The sequence below is a fragment of the Streptomyces sp. BBFR51 genome (assembly GCF_044591655.1).
Lineage (GTDB): Bacteria > Actinomycetota > Actinomycetes > Streptomycetales > Streptomycetaceae > Streptomyces.
Window position 1 is genome coordinate 608,047 of the sequence record NZ_CP172448.1, and the last position, 20,870, is coordinate 628,916.

Here is a 20,870-nt window from a genome sequence, read left to right on the forward strand (position 1 = left end):
TATGAAAATCACTCCATTGGCCGGGGGCTGCTTCGGACCGCTCAGCGAGCCCGTACGAACTCCACCCGGCCGGTGCCCGTGGCGCTCACCGGGCGTCGGGGCAGCGGCCGGATCCCGGCCCCTTCCAGCCACTCGCGGTACGCGGTGGACTGGCGGGCGACCTCCCAGTACGCGTCCTCCAGCGCCGGGAAGACCGCGTCCAGCTCGGCGTGGGTGCGGGCGGCCAGCAGCAGGCGTACGCCCAGGGGGTCGCCGTACAGGCGCCGTACCGCCAGGTCGGGGCGGGACTGGGAGCTGGGCTGGCAGACGGTGACGACCTCGCCGGTGGCGACGAGGGACGCGGCGGTGTGGTAATCGCCGTGCAGCACCCGCGGGTTGAGGCCGACGGCGCGCAGCATGCGGTGCACGCCGTCCCATTCGCCGTCGACGGTGGGGTCGACCATCCACCGGTCCTCGGCCAGGTCGGCGAGCCGCACGACGGGCCGGACGGCCGCGGGGTGGTCGGCGGGCAGCATGACGAACTGGGGTTCGCGCTCGACGAGGACCCGCAGCCGCAGGCCCTCGGGGACGTGCAGGGGGCAGCCCTCGACCTCGTGCACGAAGGCGACGTCGAGCTGCCCGTCGGCGACCCGGCGCAGCAGCGCGTTGGCGGAGACGTCCATCTGCGGCGTCGGTTCCAGGCCCGGCCGTCTGAGCCGGCGCAGCCAGCCGGCCAGGGCCCGGCTGGCCGTGGAGCCGATACGCAGTCTGCTGTCGCCGCCGGCCGAGGCGGCACGGGCCTCGCGGACCAGGGTGCTCATGTCGGCCAGCAGCGGACGGGCCCGGCCGAGCACCGTCCGGCCGAGCGGGGTGGGGCGGCAGCCGGTGCGTTCGCGGATGAACAGGGGGCCGCCCAGGGCCTGTTCGATGCGGACCAACTGGGTGCTCAACGTAGGCTGGGCGACGCCCAGTTGACGTGCCGCCCGGTGCAGGCTGCCGGCGTCGGCGATGGCGCACAGCGCGCGTAGGTGCCTCACCTCGAGCTCCATGCAGGGAGCGTAAGGCGGAACAGTTGGTTGCGCCAGGTGAACAAAACGCGGCGGATCAGGGCGAGTTCTGCACTCCGGTCGAAGCCGCACCCGGGCGGCCGGACGGCGGGGGATAGCCCGGACCTATCACCTGTTGCCATCATCACAGCGGGCTCTTGGGCGCTCCACACTCACCGGTGACGACTTCTCCCCACTCCCCCACACAAGGAGTCATCGATGCGCATCAGCCTGCCCCTGCTGTCCACCGCGGTCGGTCTCGGACTGACGGCGGCCGTGCTCACCGGTCCCGCCGCGACGGCCGCCGCGCCCCAGGCCCCGGCCCAGGCCCAGGGCGCCCACGTGGGCTACGAGCCCTCGGCCGGCTCGGGCGAGGACGCCGCCGCCAACCGGGCGTTCTTCGAGGCGGTCATCAAGTCGGTCGCCGAGAAGCGCGCCGCCAACCCGACGTCGGCGGCGGCCGTCACCGTCTACTACAGCGCCACCAACGCGCCGAGCTTCCGCTCGCAGATATCCAGCTCCGCCCAGATCTGGAACAGCTCGGTGTCCAACGTGCGGCTCGCGGAGTCGAGTTCCGGCGCGGACTTCGCCTACTACGAGGGCAACGACTCGCGCGGCTCGTACGCCTCCACGAACGGGCACGGCAGCGGGTACATCTTCCTCGACTACGCGCAGAACCAGCAGTACGACTCGACCCGCGTGACCGCCCACGAGACCGGGCACGTGCTCGGTCTGCCCGACCACTACTCGGGACCGTGCAGCGAGTTGATGTCGGGCGGCGGTCCCGGCCCGTCCTGCACCAACCCGTACCCGAACTCCGCCGAGCGCGGCCGGGTGAACCAGCTGTGGGCCAACGGCTTCAAGGCCGCCCTCGACAAGGCGCTGGAGAAGACCTCCCAGCGCTGACCGCGGAGGCGGACACCCGCGTGGGCGGCCCGGCCGGGCCGCCCACGCGCACGTGTGCCTCGGGCGGCGGCGCTCAGGGGTGCGCGACGGCGGGGAGCGCGGCGCGTACGGCCCGGTGGACGGCCCGGGCCAGCCGGGCGCCCCACTCCGAGCGGGGGCCCGCGAAGGAATGCGTGTCCGCGCCGTCGCCCGGGGCGCGGGCGGCGACGCACACGGCGTCGGTGGGGGTGCCGGAGCAGTCGAGACCGGCGTCCAGCAGCGCCTGGACCTTGGCCTCGGTCGCCGTCATCACCGCGTTGACCAGCGCGGCGTCGCTCAGCGCGACCGGCAGCGCGGCGACGATGTTGATGGTCCCGGGCGGGGCGGCCCCGGTGGCGCCCTCCTCGGGCGAGGCCGCCCAGCCGCGGACCGAGATGCCGACGGTCGCCACGGCCTCCGCCCCGCCGTCCCGTGCCCGGGCGAACGCGGACACGTCGGCGGCCGTCATCAGGCCCACGCCGGGCCCGTGGGCGCCGTACGTACGGGCCAGGCCGGCCAGGTGCCGTGCGGGGTCGGTGCGCCGGTAGCCGTGGGCGACCTGGGCGTTGAGCACCCAGGCGCGCTCGCCGAGCCCGCCGCCCAGGACGGCGCTGCTGACCATCCGCCAGCCCGGCCCCGGGCGCCACAGCAGGGCGTGGAGCCGTTCGCCGTCCTCCACCCGGGTCAGGCGCTCCGGGGCCGGCAGGTGGGCCCCGGTGCGGGGCGGGGGCAGGAGGGCGGGCACGGTGCGGGGCTCCCAGCGGTGATCTACGGAGGTCCGACTGGGTCGGGACGGACCGGACGATCGTACTCAGTGCCGGTGTTCCGGCGGCGGCCCGCCCCGTCCGGTCGCGGGCGCATTGCGGGCGCGGGGCAGGGCACCTTCACTGAACACAACTTCGCCACCAGGCGACGGATCGGAGGCCGCGATGCTGTCCCACACCCTGGAGCATGGGGTCCTGGTCATCACGGTGGACCAGGACCCGGGAATCGACGGGCGGGCCACGCTGACCACGCACATCACCAACCTGGTCGACGCCCATCAGCCGACCCCCGTCGTCATCGTCCTCACCGACCGGGCCACCGGCCCCGCCACGGTCAGTGCCGTGCTCCGGGCCCACCAGTGGTGCTGCCGGCTCGGCGTCCTGATGTCCGTCGTGACCCACAGCGCGCCGGTGCGGCGGCTGCTGGAGAACAACGCCGACACCTCGGGTCCGCGTCTGGTCGTGCACGCCCGCGTCGACACCGCCATCAGCACCGCGTTCACCGCGGCGGCCTAACGCCCGTACGCAATTGTGCGGCGGCCGGGCGCCCGTCGTCCGGGGCCGCGGCCGCCGGGCACTACTGCTGTGCGAGCCAGAGGTCGGGGCCGAAGACCTCGTAGTGGATGGCCTCGGCGGGCACCCCGCGGCGCAGCAGGTCGCCACGGACGGCACGCATGAAGGGCACCGGGCCGCACAGGTAGACCGTGAGGTCCTCGGGCAGTTCGAGGCCGGTGAGGTCGGCACGGCCGGTCGACGCCTGCGAAGCCTGGTCTCCCGGCTCCTCGTACCACAGGTGGAGCCGGGCGTCGGGCAGCGCGCGTATCAGGTCGAGCTGCTCCTGCCGGTGGGCGTGGTGCTCGGGGGTTCGGTCGGCGTGGACGACGGTCACCGCGCGGTCGGCGCCGGCGGCGGCCAGGTGGTCGAGCATGGCCAGCATGGGGGTGACCCCGATGCCCGCGGAGGCCAGCAGCAGCGGGCCGCGGTCCTCCGCCAGGCCCAGGTCGCCGAACGGCGCGGACACGGTGAGCACGTCACCCTTGCGGGCGTTCGCGTGCAGCCAGGAGGAGACCTCGCCGTCCGGCTGTCCGTCGCCACGGACCCGCTTGACGGTGATGCGCCAGTCGGGGCGGCCGGGTGCGGCGGACAGGCTGTACTGGCGGATCTGCCGGGCGCCGTCGGGCAGTTCGACCTGGACGCTGACGTACTGGCCCGCACGGAAGGGTGCCGCGGCGCGGTCACCGGTCGGCCGCAGTACGAGGGAGACGGTGTCGGCGCTCTCCTCGACCCGGTCGGTGATCTCCATGGGGCGCCAGACGTCTCCGTCCGCGACGCCCGTGCCCGCGTAGAGCCGGGCCTCGATGGCGATGAGCGCGTTGGCCATCAGCCAGTAGACCTCGTCCCAGGCCCGGGCGACCTCGGGGGTGACGGCGTCGCCGAGCACGTCGACGATGGCGGCCATGAGGTGCCGGTGGACGATCGTGTACTGGTCGGAGGTGATGCCCAGCGAGGCGTGCTTGTGCGAGATCCGGGAGAGCATCACGTCGGCACGCTCGTCGGGGTGTTCCAGCAGCATGCCGGCGAACGCGGCGACGGAGCCGGCCAGGGCCCGCTGCTGCTCGCCGTTGGCCTGGTTCCCCCGGTTGAACAGGTTCCGCAGCAGCTCGGGGTGGGCGTCGAACATCTTCCGGTAGAACAGGTCGGCGATGTCACCGATGGCCGCTCCGACGGCGGGAAGAGTGGCTCGGACCACGGGAACGGACTGTTCGGAGAGCACAGCGACTCCTTAATTGGTAGATGATATTCGTGTTTTAGGTCACAGCTCGACGGCCCGTCGGCGGGCCACTCGTCATCCCGAGGGGCGGTCCGTCAGGCCGATCAGAACCGGGCCGGTCGGTGAGGCCACCAGGTCGGTCACGGTCAGGGGGTCGAGCGCCGCGTAGAACGCCTCCTGGGCGCCGCGCAGCGCACCGCGCAGGCGGCAGGCCCCGCGCAGCGGGCAGGGGCTGTCGCCGCCCTCGCAGTCGACCACCTCGGCGTCCCCCTCGAGTTCGCGCACCAGCCAGCCCACCGAGGCGGACCGCCCCAGGCCGGTCAGCGTCAGCCCGCCGCCGCGGCCGCGCCGCGCCTCCACCACGCCGAGGTGCTGGAGGCGGGTGATGGCCTTCGCCGCATGCGTGTACGGCACGCCGACGACCTCGGCCACCTCTCGGGTGGCCAGTGGTTCGTCACCGTCTCTCACGACCGCCAGACGCATCATGGAACGCAGCGCCAGGTCGGTGAACTTCGTCAGCCGCACAGCCAGGACGCTATCAAATACGCATGCTAGATTCGCCTTTACCCCGGGTACCGGTCCTGTGGAGTGCGTCACTCGACCGGCCGCACCCGGGGCGGCCGCTCAACAGGGCGGCACACAGGCACGGTTGGACACGGTCGGGCACACGGAACGGCGGCACCTGATGGCAGCGGAAGACAGCGGCGTCCCCGGCACGGCGGCGGGCCCTCCCCTCCCCCGGGTCCTGTGCGACACCGCCGAACTCGCGTCCCGCGGCGGCGACACGCCGGCCGGCGCCCTGTGGAAACTGGCGGAACCCGGACGGCAGCTCGACGCCAACGTCGTCCGCCTCCCCGCCGGGGGACGGGTGGACACGCACACCGAGCCGGACCTCGACGTCCTGCTGCTCGTCCTCGACGGCGAGGCGTCCCTCCTGTGCACCGACGGCGAACGCCCGCTGCGCGCGGGCGTCCTGACCTGGCTGCCGCACGGCTCGACGCGGGCCGTCCTCGCCGGGCCCGACGGGGTGACGTATCTGACCGTGCACCGGCGCCGCCCCGGTATGCGCATCCAGCCGCCGCAAGCCGCCGACCGGCTGCGGCCGTCCGTCGAGGACACCGGCGACCGCCGCTGAACACGCGGTCAGCTCCCGGTGGGTGAGGGAAGGCCCAGGCGCCCGTCGAACACCTCGGCGACCCGGTCGGCCGCGGCCAGATGGGCGTGGTCGTGGGTGACCAGCACCGTGGCGGTGCCCCGCTCCCGGGTGAGGCGGGTGATCAGGTCGATCACGGCGGCGCCCCGCTCGTGGTCGAGGGCGCTGGTGGGTTCGTCGACGAGCAGCACACCGGGGTCGTTCATCAGGGCACGGGCGATGTTGATCCGCTGCCGCTGGCCCCCGGAGAGCTGGTGGGGCCGTCGCTCGGCCCGGTCCGCCAGGCCCACCGCGTCGAGGAGTTCCAGGGCCCGGCCCCGCGCGGCGCGCGGCCTGCGCCCGTCGAGGTGGGCCATCACCTGGAGCTGCTCGGCCGCGGTGAGCGACGGCAGCAGGTTGGGCTGCTGGAAGACGATCCCGATCCGGTGCCGGCGCAGACCGGCCAGCTCCCCGCGGCTCATCCCGGTGGTGTCGGTGCCGTCGACGGTGACGGTCCCGGAGTCGGGCGTGATCAGCGTGGCGGCCACGGCCAGCAGGCTGGACTTGCCCGAGCCGGAGGGGCCGATGACGGCGGTCAGGCCGCCCCTCGGGACGTCCAGGGTGACGCCGTCGAGGGCGGTCAGGCGGCCGTCGCCGTCGGGGTAGGTGAGGGTGATGTCGGTCAGGCTCAGGCTCATCGGGCGCTCCCCAGGGCGGTCAGCGGGTCCACGGAGGTGATGCGGCGGACGGCGAGGCCCGCCCCGAGCCCGCCGAGGAGCACCATGACGGCGGCCGGGACGAGGACGGTGGCGGGGGTGAGGACGAAGGGGACGGCCGAGCCGGAGACCGCGGCGCCGATCGCGACGGCGGCGGCGGTGCCGGCGAGGGTGCCGCCGACCAGCAGCACGACGGCCTGGCCGAGCGCGTCGCGCAGCAGCGAGGCGGTGGTGGCGCCCAGGGCCTTCAGCACGGCGATGTCGCCGCCGCGCTGGATCGTCCACACGGTGAAGAAGGCCCCGACGACCAGGGCGGAGATGGCGAACAGGAAGCCGCGCATGAGTTGCAGCGAGCCGTTCTCGGAGGTGTAGGAGCCGATCGCGGAGAGCGACTCGTCCTTCGTCACGGTCTCGGTGCCCGCCGCCCGGTCCGTCGCCGCGATGTCGGCGCCGGAGGCGGTGTCCAGGGCGATCACCGTCGCGAGGGGCCCGCCGGCACCGGCGGTGGGCGGGGCGACGGCCTGCCAGGTGCGCAGGCTCGTCCACACCACGGGCGTGTGGCTGAAGGAGACGTCGCGGCCGGTGGTGGCGACGGTCAGCTCCCGGCCGGCCAGGGTGACGGTGTCGCCCACTCCGACGCCGAGTTCGCCCGCCACGGAGTGCGGCAGCGTCACCGCGTGGTCGTCGATCCGGTCGCCGTCCGGTGCGAGGGGCGAGCCGGGCCGGACGCCGAAGACGGACACCCCGGCGCTGCGGTCACCGGCGCCCGCCCGGGTGGTGGTGATGCCCAGCGGCTCGGCACCGAGGACGCCGGGCGCCTTCGCCCACCGGCGCCACTGCGCCTCGGTCACGGTGGAGTTCGCGTACGACACGTCCTGGCCGCCGCTCGGCGCGGCGAAGGCGATCCGGCCGGCGGGCAGGGACGTGACGGCGGAGACGTTCTCCCTGGCCAGGCCGGCGGTCAGCCCGGACACCAGCCCGACCAGCAGGGTGATCAGTACGACGACGACGCCCATCAGGGCGAACCGCCCCTTGGCGAACGTCAGATCTCTCAAGGCGACAAACACGTCTTCGCCCGGCCTTTCGACAACGGTGGGAGGTGCCACGGCACCGGTGGTCGCGGCGATTGCCGTGTGCTCCACCCTCGCCGCCCCGGAGCCCGCCGGCATCGCTCCTGGGCGGGCACTTCGCGGGCCGAAGGATGCGGCCCGGCTTGCACCTTTCGACAGATGCCCGGCCCCGGCCCGGTCCGTAGGCTGGGACGACCGTGAACGTTCTGACTCCCACCACCCGGGCCCTGACCTGGAGCCTGCACCTGCTCGTGGCCGGCCTGCTCGCCCTGGCAGCGGTGCGGGCGGTGACGGACGGCCGGCCGCACGCACCCGCGGTGTCCGCCGTGGCCGCGGCGGTGGGTGTGGTGTACGCCGTGGGCCCCGCGCTCCCCGCCGTCCGCGCCTCGCGCCGCGCCGCCGCGCTGTGGCTGGGTGCGGTCGGTGCGGTGTGGCTCGTACTGCTCGCCCTGTCCGCCGAGGGGGTGTGGCTGGCGTTCCCGCTGTACTTCGTCCAGCTGCATCTGCTGTCCCGCCGTGCCGGGCTCATCGCGGTGATCGGCACGACGGTCGCCGCGGTCGCCGCGTTCTCCGCCCACCAGGGCACGTTCACGGCGGCCACCGTGATCGGTCCCACGCTCGGGGCGGCCGTCGCGGTGGCGGTGGTGTGGGGCTACCAGGCGCTGTACCGGGAGAGCGAACAGCGCCGCCGGCTCATCGAGGAGCTGACCGTCACCCGGGCCGACCTGGCCGACGCCCAGCGGACCGCCGGGGTGCTGGAGGAGCGCCAACGCCTCGCCCGGGAGATCCACGACACCCTCGCCCAGGGGCTGTCCAGCATCCAGTTGCTGCTGCGGGCCGCCGAGCGGGCCCTGCCCGAGCGGCCGGGACCGGCGACCACCTATGTGGGTCAGGCCCGGCAGACCGCGATGGACAACCTCGCCGAGGCCCGCCGGTTCGTCGCCGCCCTCTCCCCACCGGCCCTGGACGACACCACCCTCGCCGACGCGCTGGACCGGCTGTGCGCCACCACCGGCGACCGGCACGGGATCGACGTCCGCTTCCGCCTCGCCGGCCTGCCCCGCCCCCTGCCCACCGCGCACGAGGTCGCCCTGCTGCGCGTCGCCCAGTCCGCGCTGGCCAACACGGTCGGGCACGCCCACGCCGACCACGCCGAGGTGGCCCTGAGTTACGAGGACGACGCCGTCGTCCTCGGTGTCACCGACGACGGGGCGGGTTTCGACCCCGGTGCCGTGTCCTCGCCCGGCCCGGAGGGCGCGGGCTTCGGACTGGCCGCGATGCGGGCTCGCGTGCACGCCCTGGACGGCACGCTCGCCGTCGAGACCGCCCCCGGACACGGCACCGCACTCGCCGCGCGGCTCCCCCTGCCGCCCGCCACCGACGACGACCCCGAGGCCAAGCCGTGACCGAGACCGCGCCGAAGCCGATCCGACTGCTGCTCGCCGACGACCATCCCGTGGTCCGCGCCGGGCTGCGCGCGGTGCTGGAGACCGAGGAGGGCATCACCGTGGCCGCCGAGGCCGCGACCGCCGAGGAGGCCGTCGAGCGGGCGGGGCGCGGCGACATCGACGTCGTCCTGATGGACCTGCGGTTCGGCGGGGGCATGACCGGCGCCCAGGCCACGGCCGCGATCACCGGCCGGCCCGGGGCACCGCGCGTCCTGATCGTCACGACGTACGACACCGACGCCGACACCCTGCCCGCCATCGAGGCCGGTGCCACCGGCTACCTGCTCAAGGACGCCCCGCCGGAGGACCTCGCCGCCGCCGTGCGCACCGCCGCGGCGGGCCGGACCGCCCTGGCGCCGACGGTCGCGGACCGGCTGATGACGCGTCTGCGGGAGCCGCACACCTCGCTGACCCGCCGCGAGACCGAGGTGCTCGCCCTGGTCGCCGAGGGCCTGTCCAACCAGCACATCGGCGAGCGGCTCCATCTGACCGAGGGCACGGTCAAGTCCCACCTGGCCCGCGTCTACGCCAAGCTGGACGTCGACTCCCGCACCGCCGCGGTCGCCGCCGCCGCCGCTCTCGGTCTCATCCGCCGCTGAACCGGGCCGGGGGCTCAGCGGGCCTCGGCGCGCAGCTCCGTCAGGGAGCGCGCGGTCAGGGGGCGCGGCTCCTCTTCGGGGTCGACGAGGACGACGGTGCAGGTGGCGGCGTGGGTGAGGGCGCTGGTGAAGCTGCCGTCGGCGAACTGGGTGAGCGGGCCGCGCGGCGAACGGCCGACCGCGACCGTGCGGGCCCCCACCTCGGCGGCGTGCCGGGCCAGGGCGCGCCCCGCTGCGGCGTGGTCGCCCACGCCGGTGAGGATCTGGCCGGTGGCGGCGACGCCGAGGCCGCTGAGCCGGTCCAGGTGGGCGGTGACGGCGGCCGTGGCCTGCGCGTCGGTCTCGGTGTCGACGGCCTGTTCCTCCACGACGGCGGTCTGCCGTACGTGGACGACCTCGAGCGGGCTGCCGGTGTCGCGGGCGAGTCGTGCCGCGCTGTCGACGACGGCGGCCGCGCCCGGATGGGCGCCGACGGCCACGACGACGGGCTGTGCGTCGGCCTGGGCGTCGGCCGGTGCCGCGACGCCGGCCCCGACGGCGGTGAGCGTCGGCGCGACCGGCTCGCCGTCGATCCCGCCCTCCTCGGCCTTGCGCAGCAGCCCGTGGCCGCTGGCGAGGACCGGGATGGCGAGCAGGAAGGTGGCGGCGCCGAGGTAGAACGGGACGCTGAGGTCGGTGGCGTCGGCGAGCTTTCCGGCGACGTAGGGGGCCAGGCCGCCGCCGATGAAGCGGAGGAAGCCGTACGCCGAGGAGGCCACGGGGCGCTCGACCGGCGAGACGAGCATGACGGCCTGGGTGGTGAGGGTGTTGTTGATGCCGATGAAGGCGCCGCTGACGACGACCGCGACGATCACGGTGGTGGGATCGGAGACGCCCGCCGCGATGACGGCCATGACGATGCTCAGGCCGAGGAGGTTGGCGTAGAGGACCGGTGCGGTGCCGTAGCGGGCCTGGAGGCGCGGGGCGAAGAAGACGCTGAAGGCGGCGACGAGCAGCCCCCAGCCGGTGAAGACGAGGCCGAGTTCGTGGGCGTTCAGCTCCATCGGGTACGGGGCGTAGCCGAGCATGGTGAAGAAGCCCCAGTTGTACAGCAGGGCCATGATGCCCATGGTGAGCAGGCCGCGGTGGCGCAGGGCCTTGAGCGGGGCGAGCGGTGAGGTGACCCGCTTGGGTTTGGGCAGGTCGGGGACGAAGGCGATGGTGGCTATCAGGGCGATGGCCATCAGGGCGGCTACGCCGAAGAAGGGGCCGCGCCAGCTGATGCCGCCGAGTTCGCCGCCGAGCAGGGGGCCGACGGCGATGCCGAGGCCGAGGGCGGTCTCGTAGAGGATGATCGCGCCGCCGAAGCCGCCGCTCGCGGACGCCACGATCACCGCGAGGGAGGTGGCGATGAACAGGGCGTTGCCCAGTCCCCAGCCGGCGCGGAAGCCGACGATGCCGTTGATGGAGTCGGTGGTGCCCGCCAGGGCGGCGAAGACGACGATGACGGCGAGACCGGTGACCAGGGTGCGCTTGGCGCCGATGCGGCTGGAGACCCAGCCGACGAAGAGCATGGCGACCGCGGTGACGATCAGGTAGCTGCTGAACAGCAGGGAGACCTGGCTGGGGGTGGCGTGGAGGCTGTCGGCCAGCGCGGGCAGGATCGGGTCGACCAGGCCGATGCCCATGAACGAGATGACACAGGCGAAGGCGACGGCCCAGACGGCCTTGGGCTGCCGGAACGGACTGGCGGCCTTGGCGTGCGGCGCGCCCTGTCCCTGTGACGTGCCCGGTCCTTGCGATGCGCTCATGTGCGGTGTTCCTCCTGGATGTCCTGACGGTTCTGGATGACCCGGGCCAGGGCCAGGAGCGCGGCGCTGGTGGCCCGCTGCTCCGGTCCGGTCATGTCCTCCATGAGCTCCTGGAGGGCCTGGGCGCGCTCGGCGCGTCGCTGTGCGAAGACCTCCAGTCCGGTGGCCGTCACCTCGACGAGCACGCCGCGCCTGTCGCTGGCGTCGGCGGTGCGACGGACCAGCCCGGCGCGTTCCAGACGGGTGACGAGCTGGGTCATGTTCGGCTGGGAGACGCCTTCGGCCCTGGCCAGTTCGGTCAGCCGCCCCGGGCCCTCGCGGCTCAGCCTGGCCAGCGTCGAGGAGGCGGCGGTGCTCAAAGAGCCGGTCCGGGCGCTGTGCCGCACGTACCGGATCATCTGCTCCACGGCGATGATCAGGTCGTCCGGGGAGGCGGCCGGCTCCTTGGGGCGGTCGGGGTCCGGAAGCCTGTCCATAAGCTCATTATGCATTTAGATGTAATGCGAAACAAGATACGCGTCCTCGTCCCCCGTTGTTGTGTCCGGAGTTCTCCGGGCACTCTTCAGGGACGAGGAGGCACAGGAGGCAACGGCATGGACTGGCGCGGATTCGCACAGCAGATGGCGTCACTGGCGCGTGATCTGCTGGCCCAGGAATCGCTGAACGACACCCTTGAACGGATCACGGGTTCGGCCACGGAACTGGTGGAGGGCTGCGACGCCGCCGGCATCCTCATCCTGCGCGGCGACCGGGTGCAGTCGCTCGCCCCCACCCACCAGGTGGTCGTCGACAGCGACGCACTACAAGGGCGCGTCGGGGAGGGGCCGTGCTTCGACGCCGCGCGCTCCACGGTGGAGCAGCGGCAGTTCCGGATCGCCGACTTCACCCACGAGGCCCGACGCTGGCCCAAGTACGTGCCCGAGGCCCGCAAGCTGAACCTCGGCAGCATGATGGGCTTCCTGCTGTTCACCGAGGACGAGGACTTCGGGGCTCTGAACCTGTATTCCTACCGGCCCGGCGCGTTCACCGAGGCAGACGAGACCGCCGGGTGGCTGCTGGCCTCCCATGCCGCCGTCGCCCTCTCCAGCGCCCGCACGCACGCCCAGTTACAGGAGGCCATCGGCACCCGCCACACCATCGGCGAGGCCATGGGCATCCTCATGGGCAGCCACCGCCTCACCGAGGACCAGGCCTTCGCCACCCTGCGCCGGTACTCGCAGGACCACAACGTCAAACTCCGGGACGTGGCCCGGCGGGTCTGCGAGCGGGGCGACCTGCCCTGAGCGGGAGGCAAGGAAACGAGCAAGGATTGAACAAGTTCCTCTCGTTTCGATCACGAACACTCGTATAGTGATCGCCAGTTGAGTGCCGTGTGAAGCTCTCTCGCTCACACGCGCCCCGTTGGACGACACGAGGGCCGCTCCCCGCGGCCTGGCGAGGACCCGATTGATGACCGCGCCCGCCCGCCCCGGCGACCGACCCGCTCCCCGCGCCCTCGCAGCAGTGGCCCTGCCGTGCGCCGTCGTGGCGGCGCTCGTCGTCGGCGGCGCCGTAGCCGCCGCGCCCTCCTCGGTGCGCCTTCCGCTCGGCCTGGGCGCGAGCGCCGCGGCGATCCTGCTCTGCGTGGCCGTGACGGTGGCCGTGCACGCGGTCCGCGCACAGCGGGCCACCCGCCGGCTGCTGGAGGCCGCCCGCACGGACGCGGACGGTCTCGCCCAGGAGCGGGGGCGGTTGGCGGAGCGGGCGCGACAGGAGCAGGAGCGTCTGCGCGCGGCGGCGGACGGCGAACGGGCCCGTGCCGCCGCGGAGGCCGACCGCGAACGGGCCGCGCTCATCGCCGACTTCGACACCGAGCGCGAGCGGCTCACGGACGGCTTCGAGCGGGAGCGGACGCGGCTGGCCGAGCAGCGGGCCCAGGAGGCGGCGCGGCTCACCGAGGAGACCGCCCGGCTGCGCACGCGACTCGAGACGGCCACCGGTGAGCGTGCCGCCGCCCTCTCCGCCACGGCGAACGCGGCCGGCCGGATGCAGGCGCTGGCCACCGGGATGCTCGCCGACCTGCGCGCCATGGAGGAACGGCACAGCGACGAGGACGTCCTGGCCGACCTGCTCCACCTCGACCACCGCACCGCGCAGGCGGGCAGGCTCGCCGACTCCGTCGCCGTGCTCACCGGCGCCCGCTCCGGGCGCCGTTGGGCCCGGCCCATCGGCATGGAGTCCATTCTGCGCGGCGCCATGGGACGCATCGCCGGCTACCAGCGGGTGCGTGTCCACTCCGCCAGCGACACCGCGGTCGCCGGGCACGCCGCCGAGGGCGTCATGCACGCCCTGGCCGAACTCCTCGACAACGCCGCCAACTTCTCCCCGCCGACGGCCGAGGTCCACGTGTACGTGGAGGAGGTGCCGGCCGGGGTCATCGTGTCCGTGGAGGACAGCGGACTGGTGATGGGCGAGGTGCAGCTGCGCCGGGCCCAGCAGGCGGTGGCCGGTGCGACGGCGGGGCTCGGCGGTCTGACCGGGACCAGGCTGGGCCTGGCCGTGGTGGGGCGGCTGTCCGCCAAGTACGGGCTGAAGGTGTCCTTCCGGCCGTCCGCGCGCGGAGGCACGGGCGTACTGATGCTCGTCCCGCAGGACATCCTGAGCGGCCCCGCCACCTCCGACGGCCCGTCGGCCGCCCCGTCCCACTCGGCCCCCTCCCCCACGGTCCCGGCCGGCCTGCCGCACACCCCCGCGCCCGCCGCCGAGTCCGGGCCCGCCCCCGTCGACGCGGGCCCCGAGCCGCTGCCCGTCCACGACCGCTCGGAGCCCGACCCGGACCGGGCCCCGGCGCCGGACGAGCCGTCCGCCGATCTGCCCAAGCGCCGGCGCGGCCGTACCCTCGCCGCCGCCGAACGCGCCCGGGCCGCCACCCGGGCCGCCGAGCCGAACGCCACGCCGCCCGCCGGCGACGCGAAGGCACGCGCGGCCCGCTTCAGCAGCTTCCGCCAGGCCGTAAGGCCCGCCACCGGTGCCGCCACCGGCACCGCCCCCGCGCGGGACAGCGACCCGCATGCAGAACCCGCCGCACCCGAACCGGCCGAGGCGGCCCCCGACCATCCGTCCCACTCATCCGCGCACCCGGAAGGCGACACCACCTCATGACCGGCTCGACCACCGCCGACGAGAAGCTCACCTGGCTCATCGAGGGCCTCCTGGAGCGCACGCCGGGCGCGCGGCACGCACTCGTCCTCTCCCGTGACGGACTCAAGCTGTGCCACACCCCGCAGCTCTCCGTCGACCAGGCCGACCAGCTGGCCGCCATCGCCGCCGGCATCCAGTCGCTGTCCCACGGCGCCTCCGTGGAGTTCGGCGACGGCAGTGGCGGGGTGCGCTCGGCCATGACCGAGTTCTACGGCGGGATCCTGTTCATCGTGGAGGCCGGTGAGGGCGCGCACCTCGCCGTGGTCACCTCGGAGGAGGCGGACGCCGGGCTCGTCGGGCACAACATGAGCGAACTCATCGAGCAGCTCGGCGAGCACCTCACCGCGCAGCCGCGCACGTCATGAGCCGCCCCGGCAGGGACGACGCGCCCGACCGGCTGTACACCGTCACCCAGGGACGCAGCGGTTCGGGCCCCGACAACCCCTTCGACCTGGTCACCCTCGTGGTCGCCGAGTGCGAGCCGACGCCCGGCATGCAGTCGGAGCACACGGCGATCCTGAGGCTGACCGAGGCCCCCACGGCCGTGGTGGAGATCGCCGCCGAACTGCGGCTCCCGGTGAGCATCACCAAGATCCTGCTCTCCGACCTGCACGCCGCCGGCCGGGTGAGCGCACGCCACCCGTACACCGCAGCCGTCCCCGATCCCGACATCCTGGAGCAGGTGCTCGTTGGACTCCGCAATCTCTGACGCCCGTACCCCAGCACGCACCCCGGCGCGCACCCCGCTGGGCGCGTCCGCCGACAACGGCCTGAAGATCGTGGTCGTGGGCGGGTTCGGCGTCGGCAAGACGACCATGGTCCGCTCGGTCAGCGAGATACGTCCCCTCAACACCGAGGAGACGATGACGCAGGCCGGCGAGGCGGTCGACGACATCAGCGAGGTGCGCGGCAAGACCGCGACGACCGTCGCCTTCGACTTCGGGCGCATCAGCCTCGACGCGCGCAACGTGCTGTACCTGTTCGGCGCGCCCGGCCAGGAGCGGTTCTGGTTCCTGTGGGACCGGCTGTTCTCCGGCACGCTCGGCGCGGTGGTCCTGGTCGACACCCGGCGCATCGACGACTCCTGGTACGCCATCGACCGCCTGGAGCACCACGGCACGCCGTTCATCGTGGCCTGCAACGACTTCGGCGGCCCCGGGCATCCTCCCGAGGCCGTCCGTGAGGCCCTCGACCTGGACCCGCGGGTACCGCTGGTCTCCTGCGACGCCAGGTCCCGCGAGTCCAGCAAGCAGGTGCTGATCGCGCTGGTCGAGCACCTGCGGTCCCGCTACACCGAGCAGGCCGCCCCGCCCCGACAGGAGTTCGCGTGAGCACCGACGCCGCCGACGTCCAGGACGCCGTGCCGCTCAGCGGCCCCCGTTTCCAGACCGAACCCGCCCTGCTGTACCGGCAGATGCGGCGCGAGCACGGCGCCGTCACGCCCGTGCTGCTCGACGGGGACGTACCGGCCTGGCTGGTGCTGGGCTACCGCGAGCTGCACCAGGTGACCGGCGATCCGGTGCTGTTCAGCCGGGACTCGGACCTGTGGAACCAGTGGGAGAACATCCCCGACGACTGGCCGCTGCTGCCGATGATCGGCCGCAAGCAGCCCTCGATCCTCTACACGGTCGGCGAGCGGCACCGCGAACGCGCCGCCATGATCAGCGATGCGCTGGAGGCCGTCGACCCCCAGCTGCTGCGCGGCCACGCCGAGCGGTTCGCCGACGAACTCGTCGACCGGCTCTGCGCCAAGGGCGAGGCGGACCTCGTCGGCGACTACGCCATGATGCTGCCGGTCCGGGTCCTGGCCCGCCTGTACGGCTTCTCCGACGAACAGGGGCCGGCGCTGGTCACCGCGCTCAACGACATGATCGACGGCCGGGAGCGGGCCATCGCGGGCCAGACGCACCTCGCCACGTCGATGGCACGGCTGCTCGCCGACCGGAAGGCGGCACCCGCCGACGACGTCGCCTCCCGGATGCTGGCGGACGAGAGCGGCTTCACCGAGGAGGAGGTCGCCCAGGACCTGATGGTGATGATGGCGGCGGGCCATCAGCCGACGGCGGACTGGATCGGCAACTCGCTGCGCCTGATGCTGACCGACGACCGTTTCGCCGCCTCGCTGTTCGGCGGCCGCAACAGCGTCGCCGAGGCCATGAACGAGGTGCTGTGGGAGGACACGCCCACGCAGAACGTGGCCGGCCGCTGGGCCCTGCGCGACACCCGGCTCGGCGGGCGCCGCATCCGCGCCGGCGACCTGGTGCTGCTCGGGCTGCAGGGCGCCAACTCCGACCCGCAGGTCCGCACCGACGGCTCCGCGCTCACCGGCGGCAACAACGCGCACTTCTCCTTCGGCCACGGCGAGCACCGCTGCCCGTTCCCCGCGCAGGAGGTCGCCGAGGTCATCGCGCGCACCGGCATCGAGGTCGTCCTCGACCGGCTGCCGGACATCGACCTGGCGGTGCCCGCCGGGTCCCTCACCCGTCGCCCCTCGCCCTGGCTGCGGGGGCTGACCGAGTTGCCCGTGCGGTTCACCCCGACCACTGCCCTGGGAGGCACGTCAGCATGACGACCGGCACCGAAGAAGCCCGGATCCCGCTGGACCCGTTCGTCACCGACCTGGACGGTGAGAGCGCCCGGCTGCGCGCGGCCGGGCCGCTCGCCGCCGTGGAGCTGCCGGGCGGCGTGCCCGTCTGGGCGGTCACCCGTCACGCGGAGGCCAAGTCCCTGCTCACGGACCCCCGGCTGGTCAAGGACATCAACGTGTGGGGCGCCTGGCAGCGCGGCGAGATCCCCGCGGACTGGCCGCTGATCGGGCTGGCCAACCCCGGCCGCTCGATGCTCACGGTGGACGGCGCCGAGCACCGCCGGCTGCGTACGCTCGTGGCACAGGCGCTCACGGTGCGCCGGGTGGAGCACATGCGGGGGCGGATCACCGAGCTGACCGACCGGCTGCTCGACGAACTGCCCGCGGACGGCGGCGTCGTCGACCTCAAGGCGGCCTTCGCCTACCCGCTGCCGATGTACGTCGTCGCCGACCTGATGGGCATCGAGGAGGTGCGGCTGCCGCGCCTGAAGGTGCTGTTCGAGAAGTTCTTCTCGACGCAGACACCGCCCGAGGAGGTCCTGGCGACCCTCACCGAGCTGGCCTCGATCATGGCCGACACGGTCGCCGCGAAGCGCGCCGCCCCCGGCGACGACCTGACGAGCGCGCTGATCCAGGCATCCGAGAACGGCGACCACCTCACCGACGCGGAGATCGTCTCCACCCTCCAGCTGATGGTGGCCGCCGGTCACGAGACCACGATCTCGCTCATCGTGAACTCCGTGGTCAACCTGTCCACGCATCCCGAGCAGCGCGCCCTGGTGCTCTCGGGCGAGGCGGAGTGGTCCGCGGTGATCGAGGAGACGCTGCGCTTCTCGACGCCGACCTCGCACGTGCTGATCCGGTTCGCGACCGAGGACGTCCCGGTGGGCGACCGGGTGATACCCGCCGGGGACGCGCTGATCGTGTCGTACGGCGCGCTCGGCCGCGACGAGCGGGCGCACGGTCCGACGGCGGGCGGGTTCGACATCACCCGCACCTCGGAGAACCGGCACATCTCCTTCGGCCACGGACCGCACGTGTGCCCCGGCGCGGCCCTGTCCCGGATGGAGGCCGGCGTGGCGCTGCCCGCGCTCTACGCCCGCTTCCCGCACCTGGACCTGGCGGTACCGGCCACGCAGCTGCGCAACAAGCCGGTGGTCACGCAGAACGACCTGTTCGAGCTGCCGGTCAGGCTCGCGTAACGGCGTCCGGAGCGGTCGGGACCACGACGGTCCCTCACCCGCGGGGCGTTTGCTCCCCGCCCTGCGGGTAACTCCGGCATTCCGGACGCCGACCCCCGGGAGTCGCCATGTGGAAGCGCAAGGGCAGGAAGGGCCGTCGGACCGCCAAGCCGGTCCCCGTGGAGCTGTGCGACCTGTGTGCCAGGGTCTTTCCCGAGGACGAGTCCGTGAGCGGCTACGTGCCGGACTCCTCCGCGGCGCACGCGACCAACGAGTGGTTCGACGGGCTGCGGCTCATCACCACGTGCTCGGACGAACACTTCGACGTGATCAAGGAGGGGTACGCGCACCGGCCCTTCGTGGACGAGGAGCTGTGGGCGGCGAAGCTCACGCGGGCCCTGACCACCGGGCCGCCGGCCGTCTCCATGGACCAGCTGGGCTGCCGGACGGGCCTCCAGGAGGCCCAGATCCGCGCCGCCGTCGCCTGGCACAACGAACGCATGCGCGAGCAGCAGCGCATGGACCCCTGACTCCGGTTCGACCCGGTCAGGACGGGCGGCCCCCGTACACGCGGTAGGGCTCCGCGTCGGCCCACCTGACGTCCAGGCCGAGGCCGGGCCGCCCGGTGTCGGGGCGCAGACAGCCGCCTTCGGGCGACAGGGTGCCGTCGAACAGCAGCCGCTCGACGCGCACGTGGTCGTGGAAGTACTCCAGGTGCCGCAGCCGGCGCACGGCGCAGAAGGCGTGGGCGGACACCGCGGGGGCGCAGTGCGCGGACAGGTCGAGGTGCCGGGCGGCGGAAAGGCCGGCGACCTCAAGCACGCCGGTGATGCCGCCGCACCGGGTGACGTCGGCCTGGAGGCAGTCGACGGCCGGCCCCGCCGGTCCCTCGATGAGGTTGGCGAAGTCCTGGGCGGTGAAGGCGTACTCCCCCGCGGTGATCTCGAGCCGGGCCGGGCCCCGCTCGCGCAGCATCCGCAGCCCTTCCAGGTCCGCCGAGCCGACCGGCTCCTCGAACCAGCGCACGTCCCACTCGTCGTGGAAGCGGTGCGCCCAGTACAGGGCCTCCTTGCGGCCGAGCGCCCCGTTGGCGTCGGTGAACAGTTCCGGCCCGTCGCCCACCGCCCGGCGTACGGCGGTCAGGCGCCGCGGGTCGGCGCCCGGTTCCCGTGAGGTCTTCAGCTTCACGCGTCCGATGCCCTGCTCGACCCAGCCGGCGAGCTGGCCGGTGAGGCGGTCCAGGGGGTAGTTGGTGAAGCCGCCGCTGCCGTAGACGGGTGCCCGGTCGTGGTGGGACGGCAGGAGGTGGACCAGCGGAATTTCCAGCAGCCGTGCCTTGAGGTCCCACAGCGCCACGTCGACGGCGGACAGGGCCATGGCCCCGACACCGGGGCGGCCGGCGTTGCGCATCCGCGCGCCCATCCGCTCCCACAACGCGGGCGGCGAAAAGACCGGTCCGCCCTGGACGACCGGCGCGAGCACGGAGTGCACGAAGGACGCCACGGAGACGTCCCCGTAGGTGTAGCCGAGGCCGGTCCTGCCGCCGGCGTGCACCCGTACGAGGACCAGGGTCGTGGAATCCCACTCCAGGGTGCCGTCCTGCTCCCTGCCGTCCGGGCCGTCGGTGGGGACCTCGAAGGCGTGCACGTCGACCGCGTCGACGACGCGGTCGTCCAGCGCGTTCGCGTCGAAACCGGTTGCGGACGTCATCGCGTACTCCCTCGCCTCGCGTAGCCGGGCCGCCCCCCGGGCCGGTTCCCCGCGCCGTCCGGTCCATTCGCGGGCCGTCCGGGTGGGCCGACGTTTGCCCGGGGCGCCCCCGGGTCACTCAGTTCTCCGTCCGCGAGCCATCGAAAGGACGCCCGAGGAGCACCCGTGAACCGGTTGTGGCGGCCGTTCCACCGCGTGTGGGACCGGCTGGCCGCGTCCGCTCTCGTCCGGCACGGGCGGGAGCTGGAGCTGATGCACAGGGCCATGGGCTTCGCCACCCTCGCCCTGGTCACGCTGGCGCCGTTGCTGATCGTGGTGGCCGCGGCCGACCCCCTGGGACGCGGGGGCTTCGCGTCGTGGCTGGCCGACGGCATGGGGCTGTCCGGACGGTCGGCCCGGGTGCTGACCGACATCTTCAGCCCACCGCCCAAGGTCGTCGGCACCACGAGCGTGTGGGGCGGCATCCTGCTCGCCGTGTTCGGCGTGTCCTTCGCGGCGAGCGTCCAGAACGGCTACGAGCGCATCTGGGGGCTGCCCTCCGGCCCGTGGCACCGCATCTGGCGCCAGATGGCCTGGGTGGTCCTCCTGACCGCCTACCTCTACCAGGAGGTGCAGACGCGGACCGCGCTGCACGGGACGGCGCGGATCGCGCTGTCCACCGCCAGCGGCATGCTGTTCTTCTGGTGGGGTCAGCACTTCCTGCTGGGCAGCCAGGTCCGCTGGCGGGACCTGCTGCCGGGAGCGCTGGCCACGATGGTGGGCCTGATCGGGCTGCGCGGCTTCTCGTACCTCGTCTTCACGCCGCTCATCCTCGACAACGCGATCAGTTACGGCACGGTCGGCATCGTGCTGGTGGTGGAGTCCTGGCTGATCGGGGTCGGGTTCGTCGTCTTCGGCGGCGCGATGGTCGGGCACTGGTTCTGCGAGCACCACTGGTGGACCCGCACCATCGACCGGGAGCCGGACTGACCCG

Annotated in this window: 23 protein-coding genes; 14 read left to right on the forward strand and 9 right to left on the reverse strand. The window is 73.5% G+C overall.

The window, feature by feature from the left end; all coding sequences use genetic code 11:
- Window positions 1–41: 41 nt before the first annotated feature.
- The gene (locus ACGH7X_RS02795) at window positions 42–1,028 is read right to left on the reverse strand and encodes a LysR substrate-binding domain-containing protein (protein WP_399881213.1); all 987 of its coding nucleotides are present in this window, start codon (window positions 1,026–1,028) and stop codon (window positions 42–44) included.
- 216 nt (window positions 1,029–1,244) lie between these two features.
- Here ACGH7X_RS02795 and snpA point away from each other — a divergent pair, with 216 nt between their 5' ends.
- Window positions 1,245–1,931: a snapalysin gene (snpA, locus tag ACGH7X_RS02800; protein ID WP_399881215.1), complete on the forward strand. Its 687-nt coding sequence runs from the start codon at window positions 1,245–1,247 to the stop codon at window positions 1,929–1,931.
- A gap of 73 nt (window positions 1,932–2,004) precedes the next feature.
- Here the strand turns inward: snpA and ACGH7X_RS02805 are convergent, their stop codons facing one another.
- Window positions 2,005–2,694 (reverse strand): adenosylcobinamide amidohydrolase, encoded by a 690-nt coding sequence (locus tag ACGH7X_RS02805; protein ID WP_399881217.1) that lies wholly within the window; start codon window positions 2,692–2,694, stop codon window positions 2,005–2,007.
- 184 nt (window positions 2,695–2,878) lie between these two features.
- Between ACGH7X_RS02805 and ACGH7X_RS02810 the strand changes: the two genes are divergently transcribed.
- Window positions 2,879–3,229, forward strand: a complete 351-nt coding sequence (locus tag ACGH7X_RS02810; RefSeq protein ID WP_399881219.1) for a hypothetical protein — start codon at window positions 2,879–2,881, stop codon at window positions 3,227–3,229.
- 61 nt (window positions 3,230–3,290) lie between these two features.
- On the opposite strand, the gene ACGH7X_RS02815 is transcribed toward ACGH7X_RS02810, so the two are convergent.
- Together ACGH7X_RS02815 and nsrR are read right to left on the reverse strand one after the other, a co-directional pair.
- On the reverse strand, window positions 3,291–4,487 hold the full coding sequence (locus ACGH7X_RS02815) for a globin domain-containing protein (protein WP_399881221.1): 1,197 nt from the start codon (window positions 4,485–4,487) through the stop codon (window positions 3,291–3,293).
- Window positions 4,488–4,559: 72 nt separating this feature from the next.
- Window positions 4,560–5,009: a nitric oxide-sensing transcriptional repressor NsrR gene (nsrR, locus tag ACGH7X_RS02820; protein ID WP_399881223.1), complete on the reverse strand. Its 450-nt coding sequence runs from the start codon at window positions 5,007–5,009 to the stop codon at window positions 4,560–4,562.
- A gap of 160 nt (window positions 5,010–5,169) precedes the next feature.
- On the opposite strand from nsrR, the gene ACGH7X_RS02825 reads away from it, so the two are divergent.
- Complete coding sequence (locus ACGH7X_RS02825; RefSeq protein ID WP_399881225.1) at window positions 5,170–5,619, forward strand: hypothetical protein; 450 nt, start codon at window positions 5,170–5,172, stop codon at window positions 5,617–5,619.
- 8 nt (window positions 5,620–5,627) lie between these two features.
- Here ACGH7X_RS02825 and ACGH7X_RS02830 read toward each other — a convergent pair whose 3' ends face one another.
- Entirely contained in the window at window positions 5,628–6,314 is a 687-nt protein-coding gene (locus ACGH7X_RS02830) for an ABC transporter ATP-binding protein (protein WP_399881227.1), read from the reverse strand.
- Complete coding sequence (locus ACGH7X_RS02835; RefSeq protein WP_399881229.1) at window positions 6,311–7,399, reverse strand: ABC transporter permease; 1,089 nt, start codon at window positions 7,397–7,399, stop codon at window positions 6,311–6,313. The genes ACGH7X_RS02830 and ACGH7X_RS02835 overlap by 4 nt, the downstream gene beginning before the upstream one ends.
- Before the next feature lie 200 nt (window positions 7,400–7,599).
- Between ACGH7X_RS02835 and ACGH7X_RS02840 the strand changes: the two genes are divergently transcribed.
- Together ACGH7X_RS02840 and ACGH7X_RS02845 are read left to right on the forward strand one after the other, a co-directional pair.
- Window positions 7,600–8,808, forward strand: a complete 1,209-nt coding sequence (locus tag ACGH7X_RS02840; protein ID WP_399881231.1) for a sensor histidine kinase — start codon at window positions 7,600–7,602, stop codon at window positions 8,806–8,808.
- Window positions 8,805–9,449 carry a response regulator gene (locus ACGH7X_RS02845; RefSeq protein WP_399881233.1) on the forward strand — a complete coding sequence of 215 codons (645 nt, stop codon included), beginning with the start codon at window positions 8,805–8,807 and terminating at the stop codon, window positions 9,447–9,449. The genes ACGH7X_RS02840 and ACGH7X_RS02845 overlap by 4 nt, the downstream gene beginning before the upstream one ends.
- A gap of 14 nt (window positions 9,450–9,463) precedes the next feature.
- Here ACGH7X_RS02845 and ACGH7X_RS02850 read toward each other — a convergent pair whose 3' ends face one another.
- Window positions 9,464–11,239, reverse strand: a complete 1,776-nt coding sequence (locus tag ACGH7X_RS02850) for an MFS transporter (protein ID WP_399881235.1) — start codon at window positions 11,237–11,239, stop codon at window positions 9,464–9,466.
- Window positions 11,236–11,715: a MarR family winged helix-turn-helix transcriptional regulator gene (locus ACGH7X_RS02855; protein ID WP_399881237.1), complete on the reverse strand. Its 480-nt coding sequence runs from the start codon at window positions 11,713–11,715 to the stop codon at window positions 11,236–11,238. Before ACGH7X_RS02855 ends, ACGH7X_RS02850 begins: the two co-directional genes overlap by 4 nt.
- Window positions 11,716–11,832: 117 nt before the next feature.
- Here ACGH7X_RS02855 and ACGH7X_RS02860 point away from each other — a divergent pair, with 117 nt between their 5' ends.
- The 8 genes from ACGH7X_RS02860 (at window position 11,833) to ACGH7X_RS02895 (ending at window position 18,717) form a co-directional block, all read left to right on the forward strand.
- Window positions 11,833–12,522, forward strand: coding sequence for a GAF and ANTAR domain-containing protein (locus tag ACGH7X_RS02860; protein ID WP_399881239.1), 690 nt, complete (start codon window positions 11,833–11,835; stop codon window positions 12,520–12,522).
- Between the two features lie 166 nt (window positions 12,523–12,688).
- Window positions 12,689–14,380 carry an ATP-binding protein gene (locus tag ACGH7X_RS02865; protein WP_399881241.1) on the forward strand — a complete coding sequence of 564 codons (1,692 nt, stop codon included), beginning with the start codon at window positions 12,689–12,691 and terminating at the stop codon, window positions 14,378–14,380.
- The gene (locus tag ACGH7X_RS02870; protein ID WP_399881243.1) at window positions 14,377–14,784 is read left to right on the forward strand and encodes a roadblock/LC7 domain-containing protein; all 408 of its coding nucleotides are present in this window, start codon (window positions 14,377–14,379) and stop codon (window positions 14,782–14,784) included. Before ACGH7X_RS02865 ends, ACGH7X_RS02870 begins: the two co-directional genes overlap by 4 nt.
- Window positions 14,781–15,128, forward strand: a complete 348-nt coding sequence (locus ACGH7X_RS02875) for a DUF742 domain-containing protein (RefSeq protein ID WP_399881245.1) — start codon at window positions 14,781–14,783, stop codon at window positions 15,126–15,128. The genes ACGH7X_RS02870 and ACGH7X_RS02875 overlap by 4 nt, the downstream gene beginning before the upstream one ends.
- Complete coding sequence (locus ACGH7X_RS02880) at window positions 15,109–15,750, forward strand: GTP-binding protein (RefSeq protein ID WP_399881247.1); 642 nt, start codon at window positions 15,109–15,111, stop codon at window positions 15,748–15,750. Before ACGH7X_RS02875 ends, ACGH7X_RS02880 begins: the two co-directional genes overlap by 20 nt.
- Window positions 15,747–16,988, forward strand: a complete 1,242-nt coding sequence (locus ACGH7X_RS02885; protein WP_399881249.1) for a cytochrome P450 — start codon at window positions 15,747–15,749, stop codon at window positions 16,986–16,988. Before ACGH7X_RS02880 ends, ACGH7X_RS02885 begins: the two co-directional genes overlap by 4 nt.
- A complete protein-coding gene (locus tag ACGH7X_RS02890; protein WP_399881251.1) occupies window positions 16,985–18,208 on the forward strand; it encodes a cytochrome P450 in 1,224 nt (407 codons plus the stop codon). The genes ACGH7X_RS02885 and ACGH7X_RS02890 overlap by 4 nt, the downstream gene beginning before the upstream one ends.
- A gap of 107 nt (window positions 18,209–18,315) precedes the next feature.
- Window positions 18,316–18,717 (forward strand): hypothetical protein, encoded by a 402-nt coding sequence (locus ACGH7X_RS02895; protein ID WP_399881253.1) that lies wholly within the window; start codon window positions 18,316–18,318, stop codon window positions 18,715–18,717.
- Between the two features lie 16 nt (window positions 18,718–18,733).
- Here the strand turns inward: ACGH7X_RS02895 and ACGH7X_RS02900 are convergent, their stop codons facing one another.
- Complete coding sequence (locus ACGH7X_RS02900; RefSeq protein WP_399881255.1) at window positions 18,734–19,897, reverse strand: enolase C-terminal domain-like protein; 1,164 nt, start codon at window positions 19,895–19,897, stop codon at window positions 18,734–18,736.
- A gap of 165 nt (window positions 19,898–20,062) precedes the next feature.
- On the opposite strand from ACGH7X_RS02900, the gene ACGH7X_RS02905 reads away from it, so the two are divergent.
- Window positions 20,063–20,866 (forward strand): ribonuclease BN, encoded by an 804-nt coding sequence (locus tag ACGH7X_RS02905; RefSeq protein WP_399881257.1) that lies wholly within the window; start codon window positions 20,063–20,065, stop codon window positions 20,864–20,866.
- Window positions 20,867–20,870: the final 4 nt, after the last annotated feature.